Source organism: Bifidobacterium tsurumiense, from assembly GCF_000741765.1.
GTDB classification, from domain to species: Bacteria; Actinomycetota; Actinomycetes; order Actinomycetales; family Bifidobacteriaceae; genus Bifidobacterium; species Bifidobacterium tsurumiense.
Genome location: NZ_JGZU01000015.1, coordinates 110,795 through 132,493, shown reverse-complemented (window position 1 = coordinate 132,493; position 21,699 = coordinate 110,795). Strand labels below are relative to the sequence as shown.

Annotated in this window: 17 protein-coding genes; all 17 read left to right on the top strand. The window is 53.0% G+C overall.

Annotation, left to right across the window (positions count from 1 at the left end; genetic code table 11):
- Window positions 1-62 precede the first annotated feature (62 nt).
- The 17 genes from BITS_RS06490 to pstA all read left to right on the top strand — a co-directional run bounded on the left by BITS_RS06490 (window position 63) and on the right by pstA (window position 21,689).
- Window positions 63-2,252, top strand: coding sequence for a DUF2207 domain-containing protein (locus BITS_RS06490; protein WP_026641598.1), 2,190 nt, complete (start codon window positions 63-65; stop codon window positions 2,250-2,252).
- A 212-nt stretch (window positions 2,253-2,464) separates the two neighbouring features.
- Window positions 2,465-3,331, top strand: coding sequence for an aldo/keto reductase (locus BITS_RS06485; protein ID WP_026641597.1), 867 nt, complete (start codon window positions 2,465-2,467; stop codon window positions 3,329-3,331).
- Between the two features lie 175 nt (window positions 3,332-3,506).
- Window positions 3,507-4,877: a peptidase U32 family protein gene (locus tag BITS_RS06480; RefSeq protein ID WP_026641596.1), complete on the top strand. Its 1,371-nt coding sequence runs from the start codon at window positions 3,507-3,509 to the stop codon at window positions 4,875-4,877.
- Window positions 4,878-5,098: 221 nt separating this feature from the next.
- On the top strand, window positions 5,099-6,094 hold the full coding sequence (locus BITS_RS06470) for a purine nucleoside phosphorylase YfiH/LACC1 family protein (protein WP_229774830.1): 996 nt from the start codon (window positions 5,099-5,101) through the stop codon (window positions 6,092-6,094).
- A 243-nt stretch (window positions 6,095-6,337) separates the two neighbouring features.
- Window positions 6,338-7,102, top strand: a complete 765-nt coding sequence (locus tag BITS_RS06465) for an IspD/TarI family cytidylyltransferase (RefSeq protein WP_044259679.1) — start codon at window positions 6,338-6,340, stop codon at window positions 7,100-7,102.
- A 175-nt stretch (window positions 7,103-7,277) separates the two neighbouring features.
- Complete coding sequence (locus tag BITS_RS06460) at window positions 7,278-7,970, top strand: pyroglutamyl-peptidase I (RefSeq protein ID WP_026641592.1); 693 nt, start codon at window positions 7,278-7,280, stop codon at window positions 7,968-7,970.
- Window positions 7,971-8,144: 174 nt separating this feature from the next.
- Entirely contained in the window at window positions 8,145-9,590 is a 1,446-nt protein-coding gene (locus BITS_RS06455; RefSeq protein WP_026641591.1) for a coiled-coil domain-containing protein, read from the top strand.
- Window positions 9,591-9,753: 163 nt separating this feature from the next.
- Entirely contained in the window at window positions 9,754-11,091 is a 1,338-nt protein-coding gene (locus BITS_RS06450; RefSeq protein ID WP_026641590.1) for a C1 family peptidase, read from the top strand.
- 657 nt (window positions 11,092-11,748) lie between these two features.
- On the top strand, window positions 11,749-12,879 hold the full coding sequence (locus BITS_RS06445; RefSeq protein WP_026641589.1) for a 3-deoxy-7-phosphoheptulonate synthase: 1,131 nt from the start codon (window positions 11,749-11,751) through the stop codon (window positions 12,877-12,879).
- Window positions 12,880-13,229: 350 nt separating this feature from the next.
- Complete coding sequence (locus BITS_RS06440) at window positions 13,230-14,363, top strand: 3-deoxy-7-phosphoheptulonate synthase (protein WP_238556567.1); 1,134 nt, start codon at window positions 13,230-13,232, stop codon at window positions 14,361-14,363.
- A 114-nt stretch (window positions 14,364-14,477) separates the two neighbouring features.
- On the top strand, window positions 14,478-14,675 hold the full coding sequence (locus BITS_RS09110; protein WP_152571186.1) for a hypothetical protein: 198 nt from the start codon (window positions 14,478-14,480) through the stop codon (window positions 14,673-14,675).
- A 63-nt stretch (window positions 14,676-14,738) separates the two neighbouring features.
- Window positions 14,739-15,431 carry a 5'-methylthioadenosine/S-adenosylhomocysteine nucleosidase gene (gene mtnN / locus BITS_RS06435; RefSeq protein ID WP_026641587.1) on the top strand — a complete coding sequence of 231 codons (693 nt, stop codon included), beginning with the start codon at window positions 14,739-14,741 and terminating at the stop codon, window positions 15,429-15,431.
- Between the two features lie 333 nt (window positions 15,432-15,764).
- Window positions 15,765-17,240 (top strand): sensor histidine kinase, encoded by a 1,476-nt coding sequence (locus BITS_RS06430; protein WP_081693469.1) that lies wholly within the window; start codon window positions 15,765-15,767, stop codon window positions 17,238-17,240.
- Between the two features lie 145 nt (window positions 17,241-17,385).
- Window positions 17,386-18,090, top strand: coding sequence for a response regulator transcription factor (locus BITS_RS06425; RefSeq protein WP_026641585.1), 705 nt, complete (start codon window positions 17,386-17,388; stop codon window positions 18,088-18,090).
- Window positions 18,091-18,432: 342 nt separating this feature from the next.
- Window positions 18,433-19,557, top strand: a complete 1,125-nt coding sequence (pstS, locus tag BITS_RS06415; RefSeq protein ID WP_026641583.1) for a phosphate ABC transporter substrate-binding protein PstS — start codon at window positions 18,433-18,435, stop codon at window positions 19,555-19,557.
- Between the two features lie 189 nt (window positions 19,558-19,746).
- On the top strand, window positions 19,747-20,700 hold the full coding sequence (gene pstC / locus BITS_RS06410; protein ID WP_026641582.1) for a phosphate ABC transporter permease subunit PstC: 954 nt from the start codon (window positions 19,747-19,749) through the stop codon (window positions 20,698-20,700).
- On the top strand, window positions 20,700-21,689 hold the full coding sequence (gene pstA / locus BITS_RS06405; RefSeq protein WP_034533460.1) for a phosphate ABC transporter permease PstA: 990 nt from the start codon (window positions 20,700-20,702) through the stop codon (window positions 21,687-21,689). Before pstC ends, pstA begins: the two co-directional genes overlap by 1 nt.
- Window positions 21,690-21,699 lie beyond the last annotated feature (10 nt).

Sequence of the window (21,699 nt, the reverse complement as noted above, 5' to 3'; positions counted from 1 at the left end):
ATTCATCGTATAGTTTTGCCGCTCCCTGATAGCGGCTTCGCAATGAGGCGGTAGGAGGAAATATGAAACGACTGGCGCGCTCAATTGTCATATCGGTAATGGCCACTGTTCTTGCAGTGATCGCCGGAGCCTGTCTCGTTGCGATTATCGGAGCGTCCGATTCTGCCGATCTTGTTTACAAATCGATGCATTACGATGTGCAGATGCAAAGCAATGGGGATTTGCGCATCAAGCAGCGTGTCACTATGCGTTTGCAAGAGCGCTCTAGTGATGAGAGCTCATCGCGATATTGGAAGCAACTCTATCAGCAGTACACCCTGAAAGCGACCAATCTGATGGATATTACCGACATCAGCGTCACCAATATCACTTCAGGGCAGCAATATTCACAAATCGATCCTGAAAATCCCGCCGGCATAAGCACATCAACATGGAACGAAGAGTATGCCAATCATTGGTATATTGCCGATGTCACCGAATCAGACACCAATCCAGAACCGTATGTTCGCGATGATGCGAAACTTGATGAGGCTAACCGCACCATCGAAATAGGTTGGAATATTCCCGCAACCGAAAGCGCAGACGAGCTGACTTTTGAAATCGATATGACCATGGTAGGCACGTCCACTGCATATCGTGATGTGGCATCCTTCCAATGGGAGCCGTTCGGGCCTCTGAATCAGGTGCCTATCGGCAAAGTCACTGGCGTGGTGAATTTTCCCGAAGGTGTGAATGAGAATAATTCATGGGCTTGGCTGCATTTCGCGGGGAATGGCCAGACTTCGCGTGGCGACAACGGTCAGTTGCAATTCACTGCATACGACGTCAAGCCGGGGCAGCATCTCGATCTGGTGGCCATGGTGGATTCATCGGCAACCCATGATGTCGCCAGAAGCTTGGATGTCGATCACAAACAGGCCATTATCGATGACGAAACCGAGCAGGAACGGCAATGGTATGAGTCCCAATCCCGCCGAGCGTCGATCACCGTGGCGATTTGGATAGTGTTGGCCATCACAGGAATTGTGGTATCCATATGGGGGCTCGTCGCGGCCATTCGCAGCAACAGGGCGGCGCGATACACAGGCGATGTGGTGTATTGGCGCGATCCTCCTGAAATGAGTCCGGCTTCGGCGAGTCGTCTTCATAATGTTTTGGTTGGTGAAGAGGTGGGGAGCAATCCTTCCAGGCAGATGGCCGCTACCGTGCTGTCATTGGCATGCAAGGGTGTCATTGCCATTTATCCCGGCAAAGCGGAACAATATGCCGGCATCAATCTGCTCAATGGATCGGCTCATGATATCGCATTCATGGCATCGCAGGGGAAGAACAAGACCAGTACCATCGTGATCAAGCAGGTGGACGAGAAGCTTCCTCCATTGTCATCCTCGGAGGAGGCGGCATTCGCGATGCTGGACAAAACCGCGCGGAGCATAGGCTCACGAGTGTTTGACCTTGACGATATGAAGGCTCAATTCTCCAAAGGCGATGAAGGATACAAACTCAATAACCGATTTGATGTCGCAGTGCGCAGTGAATTTGCCATGTTGGGAGCCACGCGAACTGTAGGGGTTGGAGCGAGAGTTGCCGGCAGTATCGGCATTTTGGCTGCCATTATGGCCAGTGTCATGTTTTTCATCCAAGGTGTCGGCATGGCCATGTCTTTGGCATATAGCGCGCCGGTGATGTGCATTTCCATATTCAATCTGGTGTACGCTCGCAGGCGCGGACTCACTGAGCGGTCGGGGCAACGTTATGCAGGCCAGGTGCAGGGCTTGAAGCATTATCTGGAAGATTACAGCGATTTCAGTGACAGAGATACCAGTGATCTGCTGCTGTGGGATCGATATCTGGTGTATGCCACAGCCTTCGGCATTTCCGGCAAGGTGCTCAAGCAGCTAGCCATGGCCAATCCGCAGTTGATGGATCCGCAATGGATGGACCAATACGCAAGCGGCACGATGTTGTATTGGATGTATCGTCCGATGCTATGGAATATGGGCGGTACTTCAGGGGTGAGTGTCGGCAATGCCATTCCGAATTTCACCGGCTCGGCATTCGGAGGATTCTCCGATTTGGGTACGCAATTGAGTTCGAGCTTTGCAACGGTGAAATCTACCTGGGAACAAGCGGCGTGGTCCGAGCGGGCCGGTTCGGGCGGCGGATTCTCCGGTTCGGGCGGCGGCTTCTCTGGCGGGAGCTTCGGCGGGTCTTCAGGAGGCTCCGGCGGTGGATCATTCGGTGGCCGTTAGCAATCGCGCCTAGTCGTAAGCGTTATAGAAGTGTTGGAATCGTATGTTGAGTCCGTTGATACCAGCGTGCCTACGGCACAATAATGCGTATGCTGGTGAATTGGACAGGTTTTCACGGCATATTGCATGCGAGGTCGATGCGTGACCGGCCGTGCAGGCATTCATGAAAACCACAGTAGGACGAATGTCACGCCGAATATAGGGAGCAACATATGGTTCTGTTCCGCAATCTGGGCCCATATTCCACAACCGCCGTTGGTTTGGGGGAGATGCCGCTCACCATCGAAAATAACCTCGGTCATGAAATGGGCATTGAAACCATCCACGCGGCTCTGGACGCTGGATGCCGTCATATTGATACGGCTTGGGCGTATTACTGCTCTGGCGGCGAGGAACAGACCGGTGAGAAATTGGTCCGCGAAGCCTTGAGCTGTTGGAGTGGACCTAAAGATGAGGTGCTGGTCGCAACCAAGGTTGGCCATTATCGCAACTTCACTGATGGCAAGCCCACTTGGGGCAAGGACGGCAAGCCGGAAAGCTTGATTGCACATGCCAAGGAGTCGGCTCAGGCACTTGGCGTGGATGCCATAGATTTGCTGTATTTCCATCGTCCTGATCCCGAAGTGCCATACAACGAATCCGTTGAGGCCATCAAGCAATTGCTTGACGAAGGCGTCGCCAAAGAAGCAGGCGTTTCCAATGCCTCGGTTGAGCAGATTGATATTGCCCACGAGATCTTGGGAGATAAGTTGGTGGCCGTGCAAAACCAGTATTCTCCTATTTATCTGGACACGCAGGATACTTTGGAGCACACTGCGAAGCTCGGCATTTCCTTTGTGTGCTGGAGTCCGTTAGGAGGCTTCCGCAAGCCCAAGGATGAGAGCAAATTCGATGCCTTCCGTGAGGTGGCGCAGAAGCATGATGTGAGCTATCAGCGCGTGGTGCTCGCTTGGGAACTGGCGCAGGGCAAGCATGTGTTCGTCATTCCAGGAGCGCATCGTCCTAGCAGCATTCTGGACAGTCTGCAGCCTGTGGAACTGAGCAATGATGAGTTGGCATTGCTGAATAAGGCTCTGTAATCTGCAGTGTGTCGTGCGCGGAAGCTTGTGAAGCATGCTCCCGCTGAGGAAATGGGCAACCCGTCCTGTCGATAATTGGCAGGACGGGTTCCTATGATATTGGGGATTGAAAAGAATGGCGGCACCTGATATGTGGTGACTTTGCCATGGCACGTTGTTATGAGGAGCGAATTGGATGAAACGCCGACTCAAGCCTGAGGTGCTTGCACCTGCCGGAAATCTACGCAGTCTGATGACGGCAGTCGATTTTGGAGCGGATGCCGTGTATTGCGGAGGCAAGGCGTTTGGTATGCGTTCAGCGCCGAAAAATCTTTCTTTGGAGGATTTTGAACAGGGCGCTCGGTATGCGCATGAGCGCAATGCTCGCGTGTATGTGACCTGTAATATTCTGCCTCGCAATGGCGAGGTCGAAGATATGAAAGAATACATCGGGCAATTGGCCGATACTGGTGTGGACGCGCTGATTGTCACCGATATCGGTGTGCTTATGGCTGCTCGCCGCATTGCTCCGAATCTTGAACTTCATGTTTCTACGCAAGCTGGAGTCACCAACTATCTGGCTGCCAATGCGTTGTATGAATTGGGTGCCAAGCGCGTTGTGTTGGCTCGCGAAATGGGTCTGCAGGCCGTGCGTGATATTCGGGCGAATATTCCTGAAGATATGGATGTGGAATGCTTTGTGCACGGATCAATGTGCATGGCATTCTCCGGCAGATGCCTGATTTCGAATTATATGACCGGCCGCGATGGCAATCATGGCGATTGCGCACAGCCTTGCCGTTGGAAATACCATGTGGTGGAGGAGAAGCGCCCGGGGCAATTCTTCCCGGTCGAGGAAAACGACGAAGGTACCTTCCTGTTCAATTCGCAGGATATGAATATGCTCGAGCATATCGATGATCTGATCGATGCCGGAGCTACCAGCCTCAAGATCGAAGGCCGGGCAAAAAGCGCCTATTATGTGGCGGCCATGGCCAATGCCTACAAGTGTGCAGTGAATGAATATATGCTGCAACGCGGCTTTGAGGATGAACAGGGCAATGAATTGAAGCCATTCCATTCGCAAGTTCGCTTGACTCGTGCAGGGGATGTGCCGGTGACTGGTGAATCAACCAATATCGACGGCGAAGTGCCGGCTGTGGCTCTTCCTGAATGGTTGAAAGAGGAGCCTTTCAAGGTTTCCCATCGTGAATATTCTACCGGATTCTATTATCCTGAACATCAGGTTGGGCAGAATACTGATCGAGGTGGATATTTCCGTGACTGGTTGGTTGTGGGTGAAGTATTGTCATATGACAGCGAACTCAAGCGTGTCCGGTTGATGAGCCGCAACAAAATCGTGCCGGGTCAGGAAGTCGAATTCCTTGTTCCAGGGGCCGCACCGGTTCGCTTCACCGTTCCGGAACAGGGTCTGCTCGATGCAGATAATATGCCCGTTGAGGCCATCAATAACCCGGCGCATGTCTTCTCGATGCCGTGCCCTGTCGAGGTTCCTGTGAACGCTGCAATCCGGTCGAGAGCGAAGAATCGCACACTTAAGGCCTGAATAGCGGAAAGTTTGAAACGGCAGAAATCCGAACAAACCGGAAAGCTGAACGGGCAGGATGACAAGGACCTGAACTTGGAATGCCGGAAAATCGGTAACCAGAAAATCGATAATCTTACAATCTCGAAAGTCGAAGTATTGCTTACCGCGGGCATCAGTATCCGTGCTGCTCGATTGTCCGCGCAAGGCTTTCGGGTTGGCGCTCACGTAGGATGGTGGATATGACAAGCTCCATGAACGACCCCAATGAACAGTCGCAATATGACGACGCTATTTTGGACAGCACTTCGATAGCGCCAGTTGATGAGCAGGGAAATCCGATCCCAGTGACAATTCCCATTGCCATAGCTCCCCAGATTTCAGTGGTATTCACCACTCGTCTCGGCGGGGTTTCTCAAGGCGATTTTGCTTCGTTGAATCTTGGCGGCCGAGGCGGCGACGACCGAGAGGCCGTCAGAGCAAATCGCGTGGGTTTGGCAAAGTCTATGAATGCTTCATTGTCGTTGGTCGGACAAGTTCATTCAGCTGAAGTAGCCGATATCGATGAGATATTTGTGCAGAACACGGCCTACGGATTTGATGCCACTGGCATTGATGGTGAACGGGTGGAAGCCGATGCGCAGGTGACATCCGCTTCTGGCATCGCTTTGGGCATGTTTGCGGCGGATTGCCTGCCGGTGCTGTTCGCCGATCCCGAGAGTGGGATTATCGGTGCCGCTCATTGCGGGCGCAGAGGGCTGCAGGCCGGGGTTATTGAGTCGACCGTTGCGGCAATGGCAGCCAAGGGCGCGCAACGCGAGCGGATCATTGCTACTTTGGGCCCTTGCATTTGCGGCGAATGCTATGAGGTTGGCGATGAGGTCGCCGATGATTTCACGAATCGATTCCCTCTGACCAAAACGCAGACACGTTTTGGGGGAGCGGGCATCGACATTGCCGAAGCCGCACGAATTGATTTGGCCTTCGCCGGGATTACGCGCGTCGTTGACGCCCGTCCCAGAGTGAATGCGGCCACGCAATACCTTGCTCAGGATGAAGAGCTCATGCAATTATGCCGTACGGATGGTGAGGGTCCTGAGGAGCTGTCCGAACGCTTGGAGCATATCAACCATTCCATGTGCACTCTGGAGAATCCTTTGTGGTATTCGCATCGACGCGCGGCATTGGCCGGCAAGGCGCACGAAGGTCGCATGTTGGCTCTGATAGTGCGGCAATAGGTTTATCCTGCGGGATCACGGTTCTGAGATCGCAGAGTTCAGGGATTGCATAGTCCAATTGCATAGTTGAACAAGCCATGCCTGCAGCCGAAGGCATGCCGACGATGCGTGGTTATCGGGGATTCGGTGCAGATGGGCTATGCGGAATATCCCCTGTGGCTATGAAGTTTTACGGTGGAAGTTATGGGTGAGTTTGATCGAAAGAAGCACCGCGATACTGACGAATTGGAGGCTCAAGCGCATATGACGCATACAGCGCCAGAAGAGGCAACACAGTCGGTGCCTGTCGTCGGCATCGTTTTGGCAGCAGGGTTTGGAACTCGATTCGATCCCAATGAGCCCAAACAGCTGGTGAGCATAGCAGGCAAACCCATTGTGTGCTGGAGCATCGAGGCATTCGAAATCAATGATGCCGTCAGCGATATCGTCGTCGCGGTGAATCCCCAAGTGCGCGACCATGTGGAACGACTTGTTGACGAATATGGCTACGCCAAAGTGCGCAGTATCGTCAATGGCGGTGCAGAACGTGTCGACAGCACTCTTGCCACATTGGATCTGCTGAGTCAGGCAGACATCCCGCAGCAGGCCAAGGTGCTTATTCATGATGCGGTTCGGCCTTTTGTGGAACAACCCGCCATTACTGGCTGTGTGGAAGCTCTGGATCAATACTCTGCCGCCACGGTAGCCTTGGCATCCACCGATACCATGCTGATCACCGAGGATCTTGGTGATCGCAAAGTGGTTCGTTCGGTGCCGGATCGAGCCAATATGTTCCGGGCACAAACGCCGCAGGCTTTTCGATTCAGCACGATCATCAAGGCTTATGAGCTGGCTGCCGACGATCCGGATTTCCATCCGACTGATGACACGCGAGTGGTGGTGGAGTATCTGCCGCAAGAGCCTGTGGCCATTGTCGCCGGAAGCGCATCGAATCTCAAGGTGACAACCAAAGCGGATATCCCTGTTGCCGAGCAGATTGCAGAGCGCTTGCAGGCTGGACTCAGATAATATCGGGAATTCGAGTCCGCAACGAATAGCGGAGAATGCACGAGTCTTGAACTCGTCAATATGTTGTCTTTCACGGCGTTCAGGTAGTCATTGACGATATGCATTGAATACATGGAGAACACCGAGTCATGCCTGCAGGCGAATAAGGAAGAGCCACAGGTTAGAATGATTCGGTATGGAGCATATCAATGTGGTCATTTCCGGATTTGATCCCTACGAAGACGTGACGATCAACCCTGCCTTTGAGGTTCCGAAGGCGTTGCAAGAGCGGGGGATTTGGGACGATAGCCAAGATTCGACCAACCTCTCACAGGATGTGGAAGTCAATGTGCATGCGGTGAATATTCCGGTGAGTTTTGCCAAAGCGTGGCCTTTGCTTCGCGAAACGCTTGAGGCCACCAAACCTGATATCGTCATTGCCACAGGACTTAAGCATTCGGCTCGTAGTGTGATGCTTGAGCGCTGTGCCACAAATCTTATGGATGCAGCGAAACCGGATGCTGATAATGCCACTCCTCGTCGCATGCCAATCGACGAGCATGGCCCCGCTGCGTACTGGACACGATTGCCTTTGCGAGCTATTTTGCGGTATTTTGCCAAGCAGGGGATTCCGTCGTCATTGAGTTCCGATGCCGGAACCTATGTGTGCAATTCGTTGTTCTACAGTCTGTTGCACTGGACGGTGAACAGAGAGAATGTGCTTGCGGGATTCGTCAGTTTCCCTCCGATAAACGATGATCCCCATGCCGAGCGTGGTTTGAGTTTGGATCAGCAGATCAAGGCTGGGCAGGCGGTTGTGCGCAAAGCCGTGTGGTATTACCTGCATCCTTCATCAGGCAATATTCTCTTGGATGAAGCACGGGATTGATTCCTGAGTGTTCGCGGGCACGGAGAGTTCGGGTGCGGTTCCCACTGTGCGAATTTGTGCATGATATCTGTGTGGATTGAGAACATATCGCCGTGTGCGAGTCTGAGGTGAGTTAGAGTGCAAACAGCGTGTGCTAAGCGGTGTGTGAGGCGCTGAAAGCGAAAGGAAACAACAATGGTGGAACGGTTCCCTATCGTGTTGCGGGGATATGACAAAGAAAAGGTTGACGAGGCGTTCTCCGCAACAGATGAGGCGTTGGCTCGACTGCGCAATCAGGTGCGTAGCAGTGATGAGACGATTTTGCGTTTGCAGGCGCAACTGCAAGAAGAGAAAAACAATGTGAAGAAGGCCGCTTCCGGCACCTCATTCGCTTCCCTCGGTGCCAATGCCCAGCAGATGCTGGCCTCCGCGGAACAAACCAGTACCGAGCTGTTGAACCGTGCCAAGCAGGATGCTGCAGCGATTCGCGCCGCAGCGAAGGCGCAGGCGGAAACGGTTATCAACAATGCCAATATCGATGCTCAGCATGCATTGGACGAAGCAAATTCCAAGGCGGCCACCCTCATCGATAATGCCAAAAACGAAGCCGAAACGATAACGATGAACGCTCAGGAAGATGCCGCACAGCTGCGTTCTGAAACAGCGAAAATCGTCACCGAACAACGAGAAACGGTTGAGCTGGAGCTGAGCAATGCCCGTGAAGAGCATAATAAGCGTCTGGAATCCGAGAAGGCCACGCAAAACCGCGAGCTTTCCGATATGCAGGCACAAGCTGCGCAACAGATTGCCGAACAACGCAAGTCAGCCAATGCCGAGATTGCGCAATTGAAGTCTGAGTCGAATGACCAGATCGAAAATGCCTTGGCCGAGGCGAATAAGAAGCTGGCTGATGTGCGTGAGCAAGTTTCCCGCATGATGACCGAGGCGCAGCGCAAGGCAGGCGAGATTACTGATGCCGCAAATGCCAAGGCGCAGGAAATCACCGATGAGGCCGAAGTGCATCGCACCAAGACCATGAGTCAGGTCAATGCCGAAGCGGAGCAGATTCGTGCAGATATTGCTGCTCAGCAGGATGAGGCCACACGCAAGGTGAATGAGCTGCTTGATCATCTCGATGAGCGCAGGACCGCAGCAAAGCAGGAATCGGACGAACTGGTCGCTCAAGCCAAGCATGTGCGTGAAGAAGCCGATGCGTATGCTGCATCCAAGCGAGAAGAGGCCGATGGCCAGGCGACGGAACTGCTTCGTAAGGCCAATGAGGATGCCAGCTCACAGATCGAAGAGCGCCGTCAGGCCGCCCAGATCGAGATCGATGGACTGCAGAAGAATATCGAAGAGCTGCAACAACGCGAGGCAACGATTACGCAGCGCGTCACCGAATTGCGTTCCATGTTCGCCAACGCCTTCTCAGGATTCGCCTTCGACCAGGTGCAATCCGGCAATGACGTATCCGTGGTCAATGCGATTGCTCAGGCCGATGAGGTGGAGACACCTTCGGATGACAGCAATGATGATAACGAAGTCGCTGAGTCGGCAGAGTCTGAGTCTGCTCAAGATGAGCCAGGAGACTCTGAGGATAATGACGCTCAGGATGCTGACGAACAGCATGACGAGGAATAAAGCATAGTCTCCCCAGTGATAGGGGGTTCATAGACATTGCGAGAGCGAGACGCCTTTGCCTCTTTTCAGGCAGGGGCGTCTTCTTATAGATTGCCCCAGCATTCGGTTATAGAGGTCATATGATAAGGCTGGATGTGAATCAACCGTCCCTGTAAGGAGTGTAATGACTGACATCACACCGTTGGATGACCAGACGCTGGACGCACTGAGAAATGACTTCTCTTCTGATGAGAAGAACCGCTTGGCGATGAATGCGGTTACGGCTGCCGGTATCGAAAAGGTTGCACGCAATTATGATCGTGCACGTTTGCTGCAGCGTCGTTTTTCTGTAAGCGTGGATAATGGCGAGGTTACCCATCAGGATCGTTCAGGTCGATGCTGGCTGTTCAGCTCGTTGAATGTGGCTCGTTTTGTGGCCAAGCGCGCTATGGGTCTGAAAGAGTTTGAGTTCTCGCAGAACTATGCCATGTATTACGACAAGCTGGAACGTGTGAACTATTTCCTTAAGGATATGGCTGCATTGCTTCGAGCTGGCGAAGCTGTGGATTCTCGCTTGACGCAACATCTTTTGCAGGATGTTATGGGCGATGGCGGTCAGTGGACCATGGCCATGAATATTTACAAGAAGTATGGTGCAGTTCCGAAGGATTTCTATCCTGAGACGGAATCCTCCAAGAATACTCGCGAGATGAATGTGCAGTTGCGCTCGCTGCTGCACACGGCTGTTGCACATATGGCGGCAGAACCGGATCGCATCGACGACATTGTCCGTGAAACCACGGCTGCCGGTCATCGTATGTTGACCATTCATCTTGGTGAGCCCCCGAAGAGCTTCGATTGGGAATGGACCGACAAGGATGGTGAGTTCCACCGTGACGGTGAAATCACGCCTGTTGAGTTCTGGAAGAAGTATGTGGACGCAGGGCTGGAAGATTATGTGTGCCTGGTTGATGATCCGCGTGCTGAACACCCCAAGGGCAAGAAGATTGCCATCGAGCATTTGGGCAATGTCGCCGGGGGAGATCCGACCGAGTATCTCAATGTCCCTAACCAGTTCATGAAGGATTGTGTACGCACTATTTTGAGCGAACAGGGTATCCCGGTGTGGTTCGGAGCGGATTGCCATCCGATGATGGATCGTGAAGCGGGCGCCTGGGCGACCGATCTTTTCGAATACGGCCATGTGTATGGCGTCGATTTCGATCTGGACAAGGAAGCTCGCGTGCGTTTTGCCGATTCCGCGATGAATCACGCCATGGCTTTCGTCGGTGTGGATGTCGACGATGATGGCAAGACCACACGTCGTTGGCGTGTGGAGAACTCTTGGGGCAGCAAGATTGCCGACAAGGGCTATTTCACGATGAGCGATGACTGGTTCAGCGAATTCGTCTACGAAGTCGCCGTCCCCAAGTCAATGCTCCCCGCCGAATACCAACAAGCCCTCTCCGAACCAGCCATAAATCTACCGGCATGGGACCCAATGGGCGCATTGGCCAAATAAGCAAAGTCCAGTGGACTTTGCTCCGGCCAATACGCGCCGGCATGGAACGGCGGAACCGCCGTCCCATGCCGGTCGTTGACTAAGTATCTACCACAATCAAATTCAGTTAAAGCGGTAGCTGCAACCATAGCATTGGCCCATTTGCGTTGAATCGTAACGGCGGAATCGCCGTCCCAAGCCGGTCGTTGACTAAGCAACTACCCCATTCAAATACCGTTAAAGGGACGACCGCAACCATAGCATTGGCCAAGCGTCTCTCGCAAAAAGCCTCCTGCCGCTAAAGCCTCCCACCGCTAAACGGAACGGCGAAGCTCGTTCCGTAGGTTAACTCCCACCCAAGCAATACCTGTTCAAGCCCCAACGCAAAAGCAAAACCGCTAAAGCACCCCATCAGAACATCAATCCTCAAACCCAATGTCCATCATCTAATCAACGCATTGGCATTCTCCCAATGTTCAGATATCGTGGTGCATCCGACGAATGCAAGTCAGGTTGGCAATATCTCATTTCGATAGATGTCCTCAATCGGCAATCCGGTTCGTGATGTTCCTCGTCTTGCCGATGCGTACCGAACGGGAAATCGCGACGCAAGGGTTGCGAAGTCACCTGCATTTCGTCGACAACGAATACGGTCGTTCATAAGAGAGGTGGTTATCGATGGCTGGTCTTCGCGGTCCTGACAGTTCTGAGGATGAACACCGCTTTGACGAGTATGCGGTGCTGCCCGAGACGGTTGATGTCAATATCCGTCAACTTGACCCAATTCCCGCTCCGAGGGCTTTCCTTCGTGAGATTCCCCTCACGGATGAGATGAGTTCTCTGGTACTTTCTTCGCGCCAGGCGATTCGCAATGTGTTGCGCGGCAAGGATGATCGTCTGTTGGTCATCGTCGGCCCGTGCTCGATTCATGATCCGAAGGCGGCTCATGAATACGCTTCGCGTCTGGCTCAAGTGAATGAACGTCTCAAGGACCGTTTGCTTATTGTCATGCGTGTCTATTTCGAGAAGCCCCGTACCACGATTGGCTGGAAAGGTCTGATCAATGATCCTGATCTCGATGGCAGATGCAATATTCGCAAAGGTATGTGGCTTGCCCGTAAGGTGCTCACAGACGTTCTTTCTCAAGGCCTTCCTGCCGCAACGGAATGGCTGGATCCCATTACGCCGCAATATTTCTGTGATTTGGTGAGTTGGGGCGCTATCGGTGCACGCAATACCGAAAGCCAAGTGCATCGCGAGTTAGCAAGCGGTCTATCCATGCCCATCGGGTTCAAGAATTCAACCGATGGCTCGGTGAAAGCTGCTGCCGATTCTTGCTATACATCGGCATTCGAACACCATTTCCTCTCCATCAACCTCGACGGTCGTGTTATTTCAGCTGAGACCAAGGGCAATCCTGACTGCCATCTGGTATTGCGCGGTTCGAGCAAAGGGCCGAATTACGACGAGAATTCTGTTCAGGAGGCGCTCGCAGCATTGCGAGCATCGAAGGCGACCGGTCCTAGCGAGCAAGGCGTGGTCATTGACGCAGCCCATGGAAATAGCGGCAAGGATGAGGTTCGCGAGGCAGAAGTCGTCGAGGAGATTGCCGCTCGTTTGGCGGCTGGAGAACGGGGAATCCTTGGTGTCATGATGGAAAGTTTCTTGGAAGCAGGTAATCAAAAACCTGCACCTTTGGAACAGCTCACCTATGGCAAGTCCATTACTGATGCATGCATTCCCTGGGATCGCACCGAGGCTTTGCTCAATACACTGGCACAGGCGGTATCATCGCGCAGGGCTTTGTAAAACCGGCTATTCGATTCAGGCATGCCGTCTTGAACACCGAGCAGTCGCCTTGCTGAATCACCTTGCGTGTATCGACTTCGAATCGCCCTCGAGTCAGCCCTGATTCAATCTCGATCCGCTGATTCCATGCGAGAGCATAAACGGTACTCCCTAGGCTATTCTTATGTGAGAATCTAGCCAAGGAGATCACGATGCAACAGGATACCGCCGCGCACGGGCATGATGAGCGAAGCAAGCACATCGATGACCGGAGTTTCGAGGCGTATCCCAAAGGTACCGACCAACACCCTCTACAGGTTGGGCCACATCCTTTGAACACACCGGAAGAATTGCGTGCTATCAAGCAGGCGATGGAGGAAGGCAAGAATCCTCTGGTGTCCACTGATGTGCCAGATGGGGAAGATCAGGTTGGAGTCAGCCGCATTATCAACCGAAGGGTAGTGGAGCTGGAGCCTCTGCCCACACCTGCACAGGTTCTTTCTGAACTGTCCATGTCCAAGCAGGCTCAGGAGATTGTGGCATATTCGCGTGATGAAATTCGCGCATGCCTCTATGGGCAGGATGACCGTTTGTTGGTGATAGTGGGTCCGTGTTCGGTCCATGATTCCAATGCCGCACTGGATTATGCTCATCGGCTTGCCGCTTTGAAGGATGAGCTGGGCGGAGAGCTTCTGATCATTATGCGTGTGTATTTTGAGAAGCCTCGCACCACTGTGGGTTGGAAAGGCCTGATCAATGACCCAGACATTGACGGCAGCCATAATATCCGCAAAGGCTTATTACTTGCTCGCCGTACCTTGCTAGGGGTGCTGGACGAAGGCCTAGCTGCGGCTACTGAATTTCTTGAGCCAACCTCTCCTCAGTTTATTTCCGATGCGGTGAGCTGGGGTGCCATTGGCGCGCGCAATACCGAATCTCAGATCCATCGGCAGCTTGCGAGTGGCTTGTCCATGCCGGTTGGATTCAAAAATGCAACCGATGGATCAGTGCGTGCGGCGGTCAATGGTTGCTTTGCTGCGGAGCAGAGGCACTCTTTCTTCGGCATCGACCATCTGGGCAGGGCATGTGCCGTGGAAACCTTGGGCAATCCAGATTGCCATGTGGTATTGCGCGGCTCTAGTCATGGGCCGAATTACGATGCCGAGTCGGTCCGCGAAGCCATGCGGGCGATCCGCGAGGAATTGCCTGAGGAGTCCGCTGCGGCTCATGGCGTTATCATCGATTGCTCTCATGGAAATTCCGGGAAGGACGAACACCGCCAGGCTGAGGTGGTGAGCAATATCGCGTCTCGTATCGCCCAAGGAGAGCCCAATATCACCGGTGTGATGATGGAGAGTTTCCTTGAGGGGGGCAATCAGCCGGCTGCTCCTTTGAATCAGCTGGTATATGGCAAATCGATTACCGACCGCTGTATTTCATGGCCTAATACCGAACGATTGCTGCGGGAATTAGCGCAGGCTGTATCGGCTCGACGCTGGAGATGATGAAGCCGGTTCATATGCGGCACGACATATGCATTTATATTTTGCTCGTATGAAGAGGAATGCCTGGAAGCAAATGCGTGAACCCCGGAATCGTCGGCAGCCAAGATCGGGCGTATGAACAGAAACGCATGTAAAGCAGTGTTTGAAATCGGTTATGATATCAAGCATTTGGTGAGTATTGCACCTACCGTTTCGGCATATGAATTCATCAAAATCATAGGTACCGGTAAGCTATTCGTCGGGAATAACAGCGGTCCTAGGCCGACATTCGTTGTGCTTGGCGCGGTCAGGCAGCAGAATTCGGCATGCTGAGTGGTGTCAGCGTGAACGGATCAGTGTTATGGAAAGACTTCACCTGAAGAAAGTAGGTGCGTGATGGCACGTGTGGCCGTTATCGGAGCGCTTGAAGAGGAAGTGACGCTTATCGCGGCGTCGTTGGATAACGTATCGCGGGAGCATGCCGCCAGTTTGAACGTGGCGCATGGTTCGATGACGACACGTTCGGGCGACACCATCGAAGTCGCCGCAACGGTTGGCGGTATGGGTTTGGTGAATGCCGCAGCCACAACGCAATTCCTCATCGACCAGTATCATCCAGACGCCATTGTGTTCTCCGGCATCGCAGGAAGCCTGAACAAGGATTTGCATATCAACGATGTCGTGCTGGGCGGCACATTGCGATATCTGGACAGCGATATGCGATTGATCGCTCAGTGGAAGCCGAAAACTGAAGAGTTCCATTCGGATCCCCAGCTGTTGGAAATCGCTGAAAAGACCTTGAATAAGCTTGGCGTGAACCATATCGTCGGCACGATAGCTTCTGGAAACTATTTTGTGGATACGCCGCAGAAGGTTGCTGCGGTTATCGAAGAGACTCAGGCTGATGCGGTTGAAATGGAAGGTGCAGCAGTGGCGCATGTCGCAGCTCGCAATGATGTGCCCGCATTGGTGATTCGTGCTTTGAGCGACAATGCGGACACGGATTATGAGGAATTCAAGGAATTTGATATTTCCGAATATGCCAATGTGGCTGCAAAAATAACCATCGATATCATCAAACGAATGTAATGGGCCGTCCCGCATAGTGTGCGGTGCATCGTTGGGTATTCTGCCAACGATGCACCGTTTTCTTATATGGTATTGATTTGGCCTCCAGCCCATTGATTTCGTATACGGCACTGAACCGCAAGTGGGTGGACTGGTCTGACGTCTGTCTCATCGGTGTTGATGCGAGGGGATAGCCCATTCGTTCAACTTAGGTAAATCTGAGGTGAACGGGACATGAAATATACGGAGATGACTGAAGAGCGTCATATCACACCGGTACGCTGATATGGGTCGCATACGCGCTAGGAACACAGAATAGGTCACGCATTCGTGTCCTGTTCGGAAGGAATTTATATGTCAATGATTGGCATATTGCATGCTATTGCGTTAATCGTGACAATCATCGTTGTGGCTGTAGGTATCGGTTTGATGCTCGTCGTGAGAAAACGCAATGGAGCCAGAATCGCATCGATGGGCTCCTCTGAGCAAGCCGGCTGTTCAGGAAGCGTTTTCGGCATCAATGTTCCTGTGGGGGAGGCCGAGCGTCGATTCATCGAAGCCATGCCTGATGCCGTGATCATCACCAATGCGCTCGGCGTTGTGCAATATCTCAGTCCAGGTGCTGCCGGTTTTTCATTGGTTGACAATAATCGACTCGCCATGCGTGAATTAAGCGACATGTTGGAACGCGTCGTTTCAGACGGAACCATGCGAGAGCGCGAAATAGCTTTCGTTCCTAACAAGCGTTCGAAAGTGAGCAATAATGGGCGCGGCATTCAAGCAGGCTCAGCGATTCCTCGTGATACCTTGCATATCCGCGCACGTATTGATGAAATCGCGGACGGGTTGTATGTGATATTCCTGCGTGATATGAGCGAACAAAGGCGTTTCGAAGCCATGCGTCGGGACTTCCTGACCAATGTTTCTCATGAACTCAAAACACCGGCTGGAGCCATAGCACTGTTATCGGAGACCATTACCGATGCGGCAGACGATCCCGATGCCGTGCGATATTTCTCAGGTCGCATTTCCAAAGAGGCTGAGCGCCTGATTGAATTGATCAAACATCAGATTGATTTGCAGCGTGCCCAGCAGGCTCATGAGAATCTGCAACTGCGTCCTGTTTCGACATTGGAATCCGTGCGTGAGGCGGTTGAGCAGAATTTGGTGCAGGCGCATGCCAAAAATATCAATATCCGCATTTCCATGTCAGGTCGTCTGATCGCGCTGCATGAACATGGGGCTGTTTCTGATGAGGCGGGTCGGGGCGGCGCTCTGAAGACTGTCGGTGCATCGGAGCAATCAGGTCAATCCGAGGTGGAAGAAGCAGCGAAATCGAAGATTGACGCCACGATAGGCACCCCGCAAAGCGCATTGGCTTCATACAAGGCAGGTTGGGAAACATCTCCAACAGATAGTGTCACGCTTGACTCCGTCGAAGATATTTGGGTTATGGCGGATAGTGAGCTGCTGGTGCGAGCTTTGAAGAATCTCGTGGAGAACGCTATTCGGTATTCGCCTGAACGTACTACGGTCGCAATAGGCATTACCAAGGAACAGGAGCGAGTATTCATTCGAGTGGTTGATCAGGGAATCGGTATCCCACAGCAATCGTTGGATCGCGTGTTCGAACGCTTCTATCGTGTCGACCCCGCTCGCTCGAGACAGACTGGCGGATCGGGTCTTGGCTTGTCCATTGTCCGGCACTGCATTCAGGAATGCTCGGGTTCGGTTTCTGTGTGGTCTCGCGAGGGTGAAGGCTCGACATTCACAGTGGAGCTGCCCGTGGCATCACCGGAAGATCCCGCGCAAGAATCGGAGAACGCATGAGTATGGCTTAGTGACTCACGGCCGGCTGCTTGGGGTTTTGGATGGTATGACGGCATCCGAGTATGATAGTGAGCCGTGCCGCAGGGGATGACTTGGGTTGGGACCGTAGCGAGGGTGATCTGCTAGTTCATCCGAAAGGACAACAATGACACGAATTCTCATCGTGGAAGACGAGGAGTCATATCGCGAGCCGCTGGTGTATCAGTTGACACGCGAAGGCTATGAGGTGAGTGCCGCAGCAAGTGGTGAAGAAGGATTCGACCTCTTTACCAGAGGCGGTATTGATTTGGTGCTGTTGGATGTGATGTTGCCTGGCATTGACGGCATTGCATTGTGCCGGCGCATTCGTGAACAAAGCAGGGTGCCGATTATCATGCTGACGGCAAAGGGCGCGGAAATCGACAAAGTCGTCGGATTGGAAATCGGAGCCGATGATTATGTCACCAAGCCATATTCATTCAGGGAACTATTGGCCCGCATCCGCGCGGTACTGCGCCGTAACCAAGCTGTGGCCAACGATGATGGCGCCGATAGGGATGATATCGATTTGGTATGCGGCGAAATCGTCATGCATGTTGGTCAGCATGAGGTCACCGTACGAGGAGAATCGGTGTTCTTCCCGCTTAAGGAATTCGAGCTGCTCGGGTACCTGATGCAGAACAAGGGTCGTGTTATGACGCGTCATCAATTGATCGACCGCATCTGGGGTTCTGATTATGTCGGTGACACCAAGACCTTGGATGTGCATGTCAAGCGTATTCGATCCAAAATCGAGAGCAATCCTGCGCAACCGCAATATCTCACAACAGTGCGAGGTTTGGGCTACAAGATCGACGAACCCGAGCATTAAAACCCACAAGCGACTGCGTATAAGACGGCCATCGCAGCGTTCATAACCCTTGTGACCATTCATATGGTGGGGAAGTGGATGCTACGGTGGCCTTTGCATTTTCTGGGGTCGCCGGAATCACCTGAGGGCTCTGGACTGAAAAGTAAGCGGTATCATGCAGTTGTGAACTGTTCACCAGCTGTTTACCCATTTCGGTATCCAGCCACGCGAATATCCCATACTCTTGAATTGTCATGAACATGCGAGCGTGCCATGCTCATGGTCAGGAGTGAGTTCCAGTTGTTGATAGCACGCAACCAGGCGGTGACCGCCGCCATCATTCGATACGAGGGAATGAGAATTATGCGTAAAAGTATGCTTGTCCGTTCAATGGCCGTTGTTTCCGGCCTGGCCATGATGGCCGCTTTGGCTGCTTGTGGTGACAACAACGCCTCCAGCGACAGCACTGCTTCCACCGATACGACGGAGAAGATTTCGGGTGAGTTCTCGGGCGCAGGTGCTTCGTCACAGAAGTCTGCTGTTGAGGCATGGATTGCTGGATATCAGGGCAACAATCCTGATGCAAAGATTTCTTACAACCCAAGCGGTTCTGGCGCTGGCGTGGCCAGCTTCCTGACCGGTGCCGTTGCATGGGCCGGTTCCGATGCATCGCTGAGCGATGATGAGGTTTCCCAGTCGAAGTCCGTGTGCGCTTCCGATGCCACTGCTTTCGAAGTTCCTGTGTACATCTCCCCGATTGCCATCGTGTTCAACCTCGACGGCATTTCCGGCAAGGATAAGCACCTGAACCTCGATGGTGAGACCATCGCCAAGATCTTCGACGGCAAGATCACCAAGTGGAATGACGACGCCATCAAGTCGCAGAACTCCGATGTCGATCTTCCAGATACCGATATCACCGTGGTGCACCGTTCCGATAAGTCCGGTACCACCAAGAACTTCCTGAAGTACGTCAAGGATGTTGCTGCTGATGCATGGTCCTACGACGTCGGCGAGAACTGGCCGAACGAGGTTGGTCAGGGCGCTTCCGGTACTGATGGTGTGATCAACACCGTCAGCCAGGCTGACGGCACCATCGGATATGCCGATGCTTCCAAGGCCGGCGACTTGGGCACCATCGCTGTCAAGGTCGGCGAAGAGTATGTTCCTTACTCCGCTGAGGCTGCTGCCAAGGTTGTGGATGCTTCTCCTCTGGACGACACCGCTACCGGTGACAACCGCATCGTTGTCAAGCTCGACCACAACACCACCGCTTCCGGCGCTTACCCGGTGGTTCTCGTCTCCTACGACGTGGTGTGCCCGGCATACAAGGATGCTGCAACCGCCAAGTTCGTGAAGTCTTGGCTGACCTACGTCACCAGCGAAGAAGGCCAGCAGGTTGCTGCTGACAACGCAGGTTCCGCACCACTGAGCGACACCATGCGCTCCAAGGTGAACGAGTCCATCGCCGCCATCAAGACTGAGTGAACGGTGAGTCCGGTTCGCCAAATTGACGGATATGGACGATAATGAACTAAAGAGATCGTGCGCTGTTGGTCGTAACCGCTCATTTGCTGGTTACGGCCAACAGCCGTCGGTTGGCTCCGATAATCGGATCGAAAAGGAAAACGTGTGTTCTTTTTGAACAGCGTGAGTGCGAAGGTTTAAGGAGAGCGTGTGAGTTCGGCAAGTAACTCCGCAACGACTGCAGCGGGAGGAAAGACCGCGGATAAGGTGTTCAAAGGTGTGGCCTACGCCTGCGGTATTTTGATACTGGTGACACTTGCCGCTGTGGCTTTATTCCTGTTGTTCAGGGCGTGGCCGCTGATTGGCGGCGATCAAGCGCAGAACGTTGCTGCAATTGAGTCCTTCACCGGCAACAAGGCCCATAATTTCTGGCAGTTTGTCGGTCCGCTGATGTTCGGCACCGTATTGGTTGCGGCTTCAGCATTGATAGTTTCATTCTTTATTTCAGTGGGCATTGCACTGTTTATTTCGCATTATGCCCCAAAGCGGTTGGCCACGGCTCTGAGCTATGTGATTGATCTTCTGGCCGCTATTCCTTCAGTTATTTACGGTTTGTGGGGCGGCATCGTGCTGGTTCCTGCTGTCTACCCCTTCTGGAATTGGGTAGCCACCTATTTCGGATGGATTCCGATTTTTGCAGGCCCTGCCGCCAATCCTCCTCGCACTGTTGCAACAGTCGCCTTGGTATTGGCCGTAATGATTTTGCCTATCATCACCTCTCTGTCTCGTGATATCTTCCTTCAAACTCCACGTTTGCAAGAAGAAGCCGCGTTGGCATTGGGCGCTACCCGGTGGGAAATGATTAAGTTGGCGGTGCTTCCCTTTGGTCGTTCCGGAATGGTTTCAGCTTCCATGCTTGGCCTTGGACGAGCCTTGGGCGAGACCATGGCGGTTTTGATGATTCTCTCGCCTGGTCTGACCTATTCCGCTCATCTGCTTCAGGCATCCAAGAACCAGACCATCGCAGCAAATATCGCTTCACAGTATCCTGAAGCCAATGCATTGGGCGTGTCGATTCTTATCGGTACCGGTTTGGTGCTGTTCCTGATCACCTTCCTGGTGAACTTCATCGCCCGGAAGATCGTTGAGAAAGCGAGCGTGTGATGTCAACGGTAGAACAATCGCCAATGGATAAAGCTCCAGTCATCGATTTCGATAAGTTCAAACCATCGCGTTCTCATACCGCTGCGCGTAAGCGCAAGGACTTCGCGATGGGCCTGCTCATCGGCTTGGCCTTCATAGTGGCCTTGATTCCTTTGATTTCGTTGCTGTGGACCACCATCTCAAACGGTATGAAGCGTTTGAACCTGAACTTCCTGTCATATAATATGTCAGGCGTTATTGGTGGAAAGCCGACGCCTTCGGGAGGTTACGGCGGTATCCTTCATGCCATTATCGGTACCTTGGAAATCACTCTTGGAGCCATGGTCATCTCGGTGCCCATCGGTTTGATGTGTGCAGTGTATTTGGTGGAGTATTCCAACCGCAGTGGCCTCGCAAAGTCAGTGTCTTTGCTTGTCGACGTGATGAGCGGCATCCCATCGATTGTGGCAGGTCTGTTCGCATTCTCGATGTTTACCATCATTGCCGGTCCAGGAACCATCAACGGTTTCGAAGGTTCGGTCGCTCTTTCTCTGCTGATGATTCCTACTGTGGTGAAATCAAGCGAAGAAATGCTCAAAGTGGTGCCGAATGATCTGCGAGAAGCCTCATATGCACTAGGTGTCACCAAGCAACGCACCATCACCAAGATTGTGTTGCGTACGGCGTTGCCGGGCATCGTTTCCGGTGTCATCTTGGCAATCGCACGCGTTATTGGTGAGACGGCTCCTTTGCTGATGACAGCAGGTTATATTGCGACAACCAATATGAATCTATTCTCAGGGCAAATGACCACTTTGCCTGTATATGCTTATCAGCAGTACAGCACTCTGTCCGTGACTTGCCCGGCATCTGCGGGTCCATCCTGCGTCACCAGCATTCCGATGGAACGAGCATGGGCTGCAGCGCTTATGCTGATCCTCATCGTTCTGTTGCTGAACTTGATTGGTCGCATCGTGGCCAAGGTGTTCGCGGTGAAGACGGAACGTTAGTCGCATCAGA

Excerpts from the sequence above, each read along its gene's own strand:
- BITS_RS06490 (WP_026641598.1), top strand. The coding sequence starts at position 63 with ATGAAACGACTGGCGCGCTCAATTGTCATATCGGTAATGGCCACTGTT.
- BITS_RS06485 (WP_026641597.1), top strand. The coding sequence starts at position 2,465 with ATGGTTCTGTTCCGCAATCTGGGCCCATATTCCACAACCGCCGTTGGT.
- BITS_RS06480 (WP_026641596.1), top strand. The coding sequence starts at position 3,507 with ATGAAACGCCGACTCAAGCCTGAGGTGCTTGCACCTGCCGGAAATCTA.
- BITS_RS06470 (WP_229774830.1), top strand. The coding sequence starts at position 5,099 with ATGACAAGCTCCATGAACGACCCCAATGAACAGTCGCAATATGACGAC.
- BITS_RS06465 (WP_044259679.1), top strand. The coding sequence starts at position 6,338 with ATGACGCATACAGCGCCAGAAGAGGCAACACAGTCGGTGCCTGTCGTC.
- BITS_RS06460 (WP_026641592.1), top strand. The coding sequence starts at position 7,278 with ATGGAGCATATCAATGTGGTCATTTCCGGATTTGATCCCTACGAAGAC.
- BITS_RS06455 (WP_026641591.1), top strand. The coding sequence starts at position 8,145 with ATGGTGGAACGGTTCCCTATCGTGTTGCGGGGATATGACAAAGAAAAG.
- BITS_RS06450 (WP_026641590.1), top strand. The coding sequence starts at position 9,754 with ATGACTGACATCACACCGTTGGATGACCAGACGCTGGACGCACTGAGA.
- BITS_RS06445 (WP_026641589.1), top strand. The coding sequence starts at position 11,749 with ATGGCTGGTCTTCGCGGTCCTGACAGTTCTGAGGATGAACACCGCTTT.
- BITS_RS06440 (WP_238556567.1), top strand. The coding sequence starts at position 13,230 with ATGGAGGAAGGCAAGAATCCTCTGGTGTCCACTGATGTGCCAGATGGG.
- BITS_RS09110 (WP_152571186.1), top strand. The coding sequence starts at position 14,478 with ATGAACAGAAACGCATGTAAAGCAGTGTTTGAAATCGGTTATGATATC.
- mtnN (WP_026641587.1), top strand. The coding sequence starts at position 14,739 with ATGGCACGTGTGGCCGTTATCGGAGCGCTTGAAGAGGAAGTGACGCTT.
- BITS_RS06430 (WP_081693469.1), top strand. The coding sequence starts at position 15,765 with ATGTCAATGATTGGCATATTGCATGCTATTGCGTTAATCGTGACAATC.
- BITS_RS06425 (WP_026641585.1), top strand. The coding sequence starts at position 17,386 with ATGACACGAATTCTCATCGTGGAAGACGAGGAGTCATATCGCGAGCCG.
- pstS (WP_026641583.1), top strand. The coding sequence starts at position 18,433 with ATGCGTAAAAGTATGCTTGTCCGTTCAATGGCCGTTGTTTCCGGCCTG.
- pstA (WP_034533460.1), top strand. The coding sequence starts at position 20,700 with ATGTCAACGGTAGAACAATCGCCAATGGATAAAGCTCCAGTCATCGAT.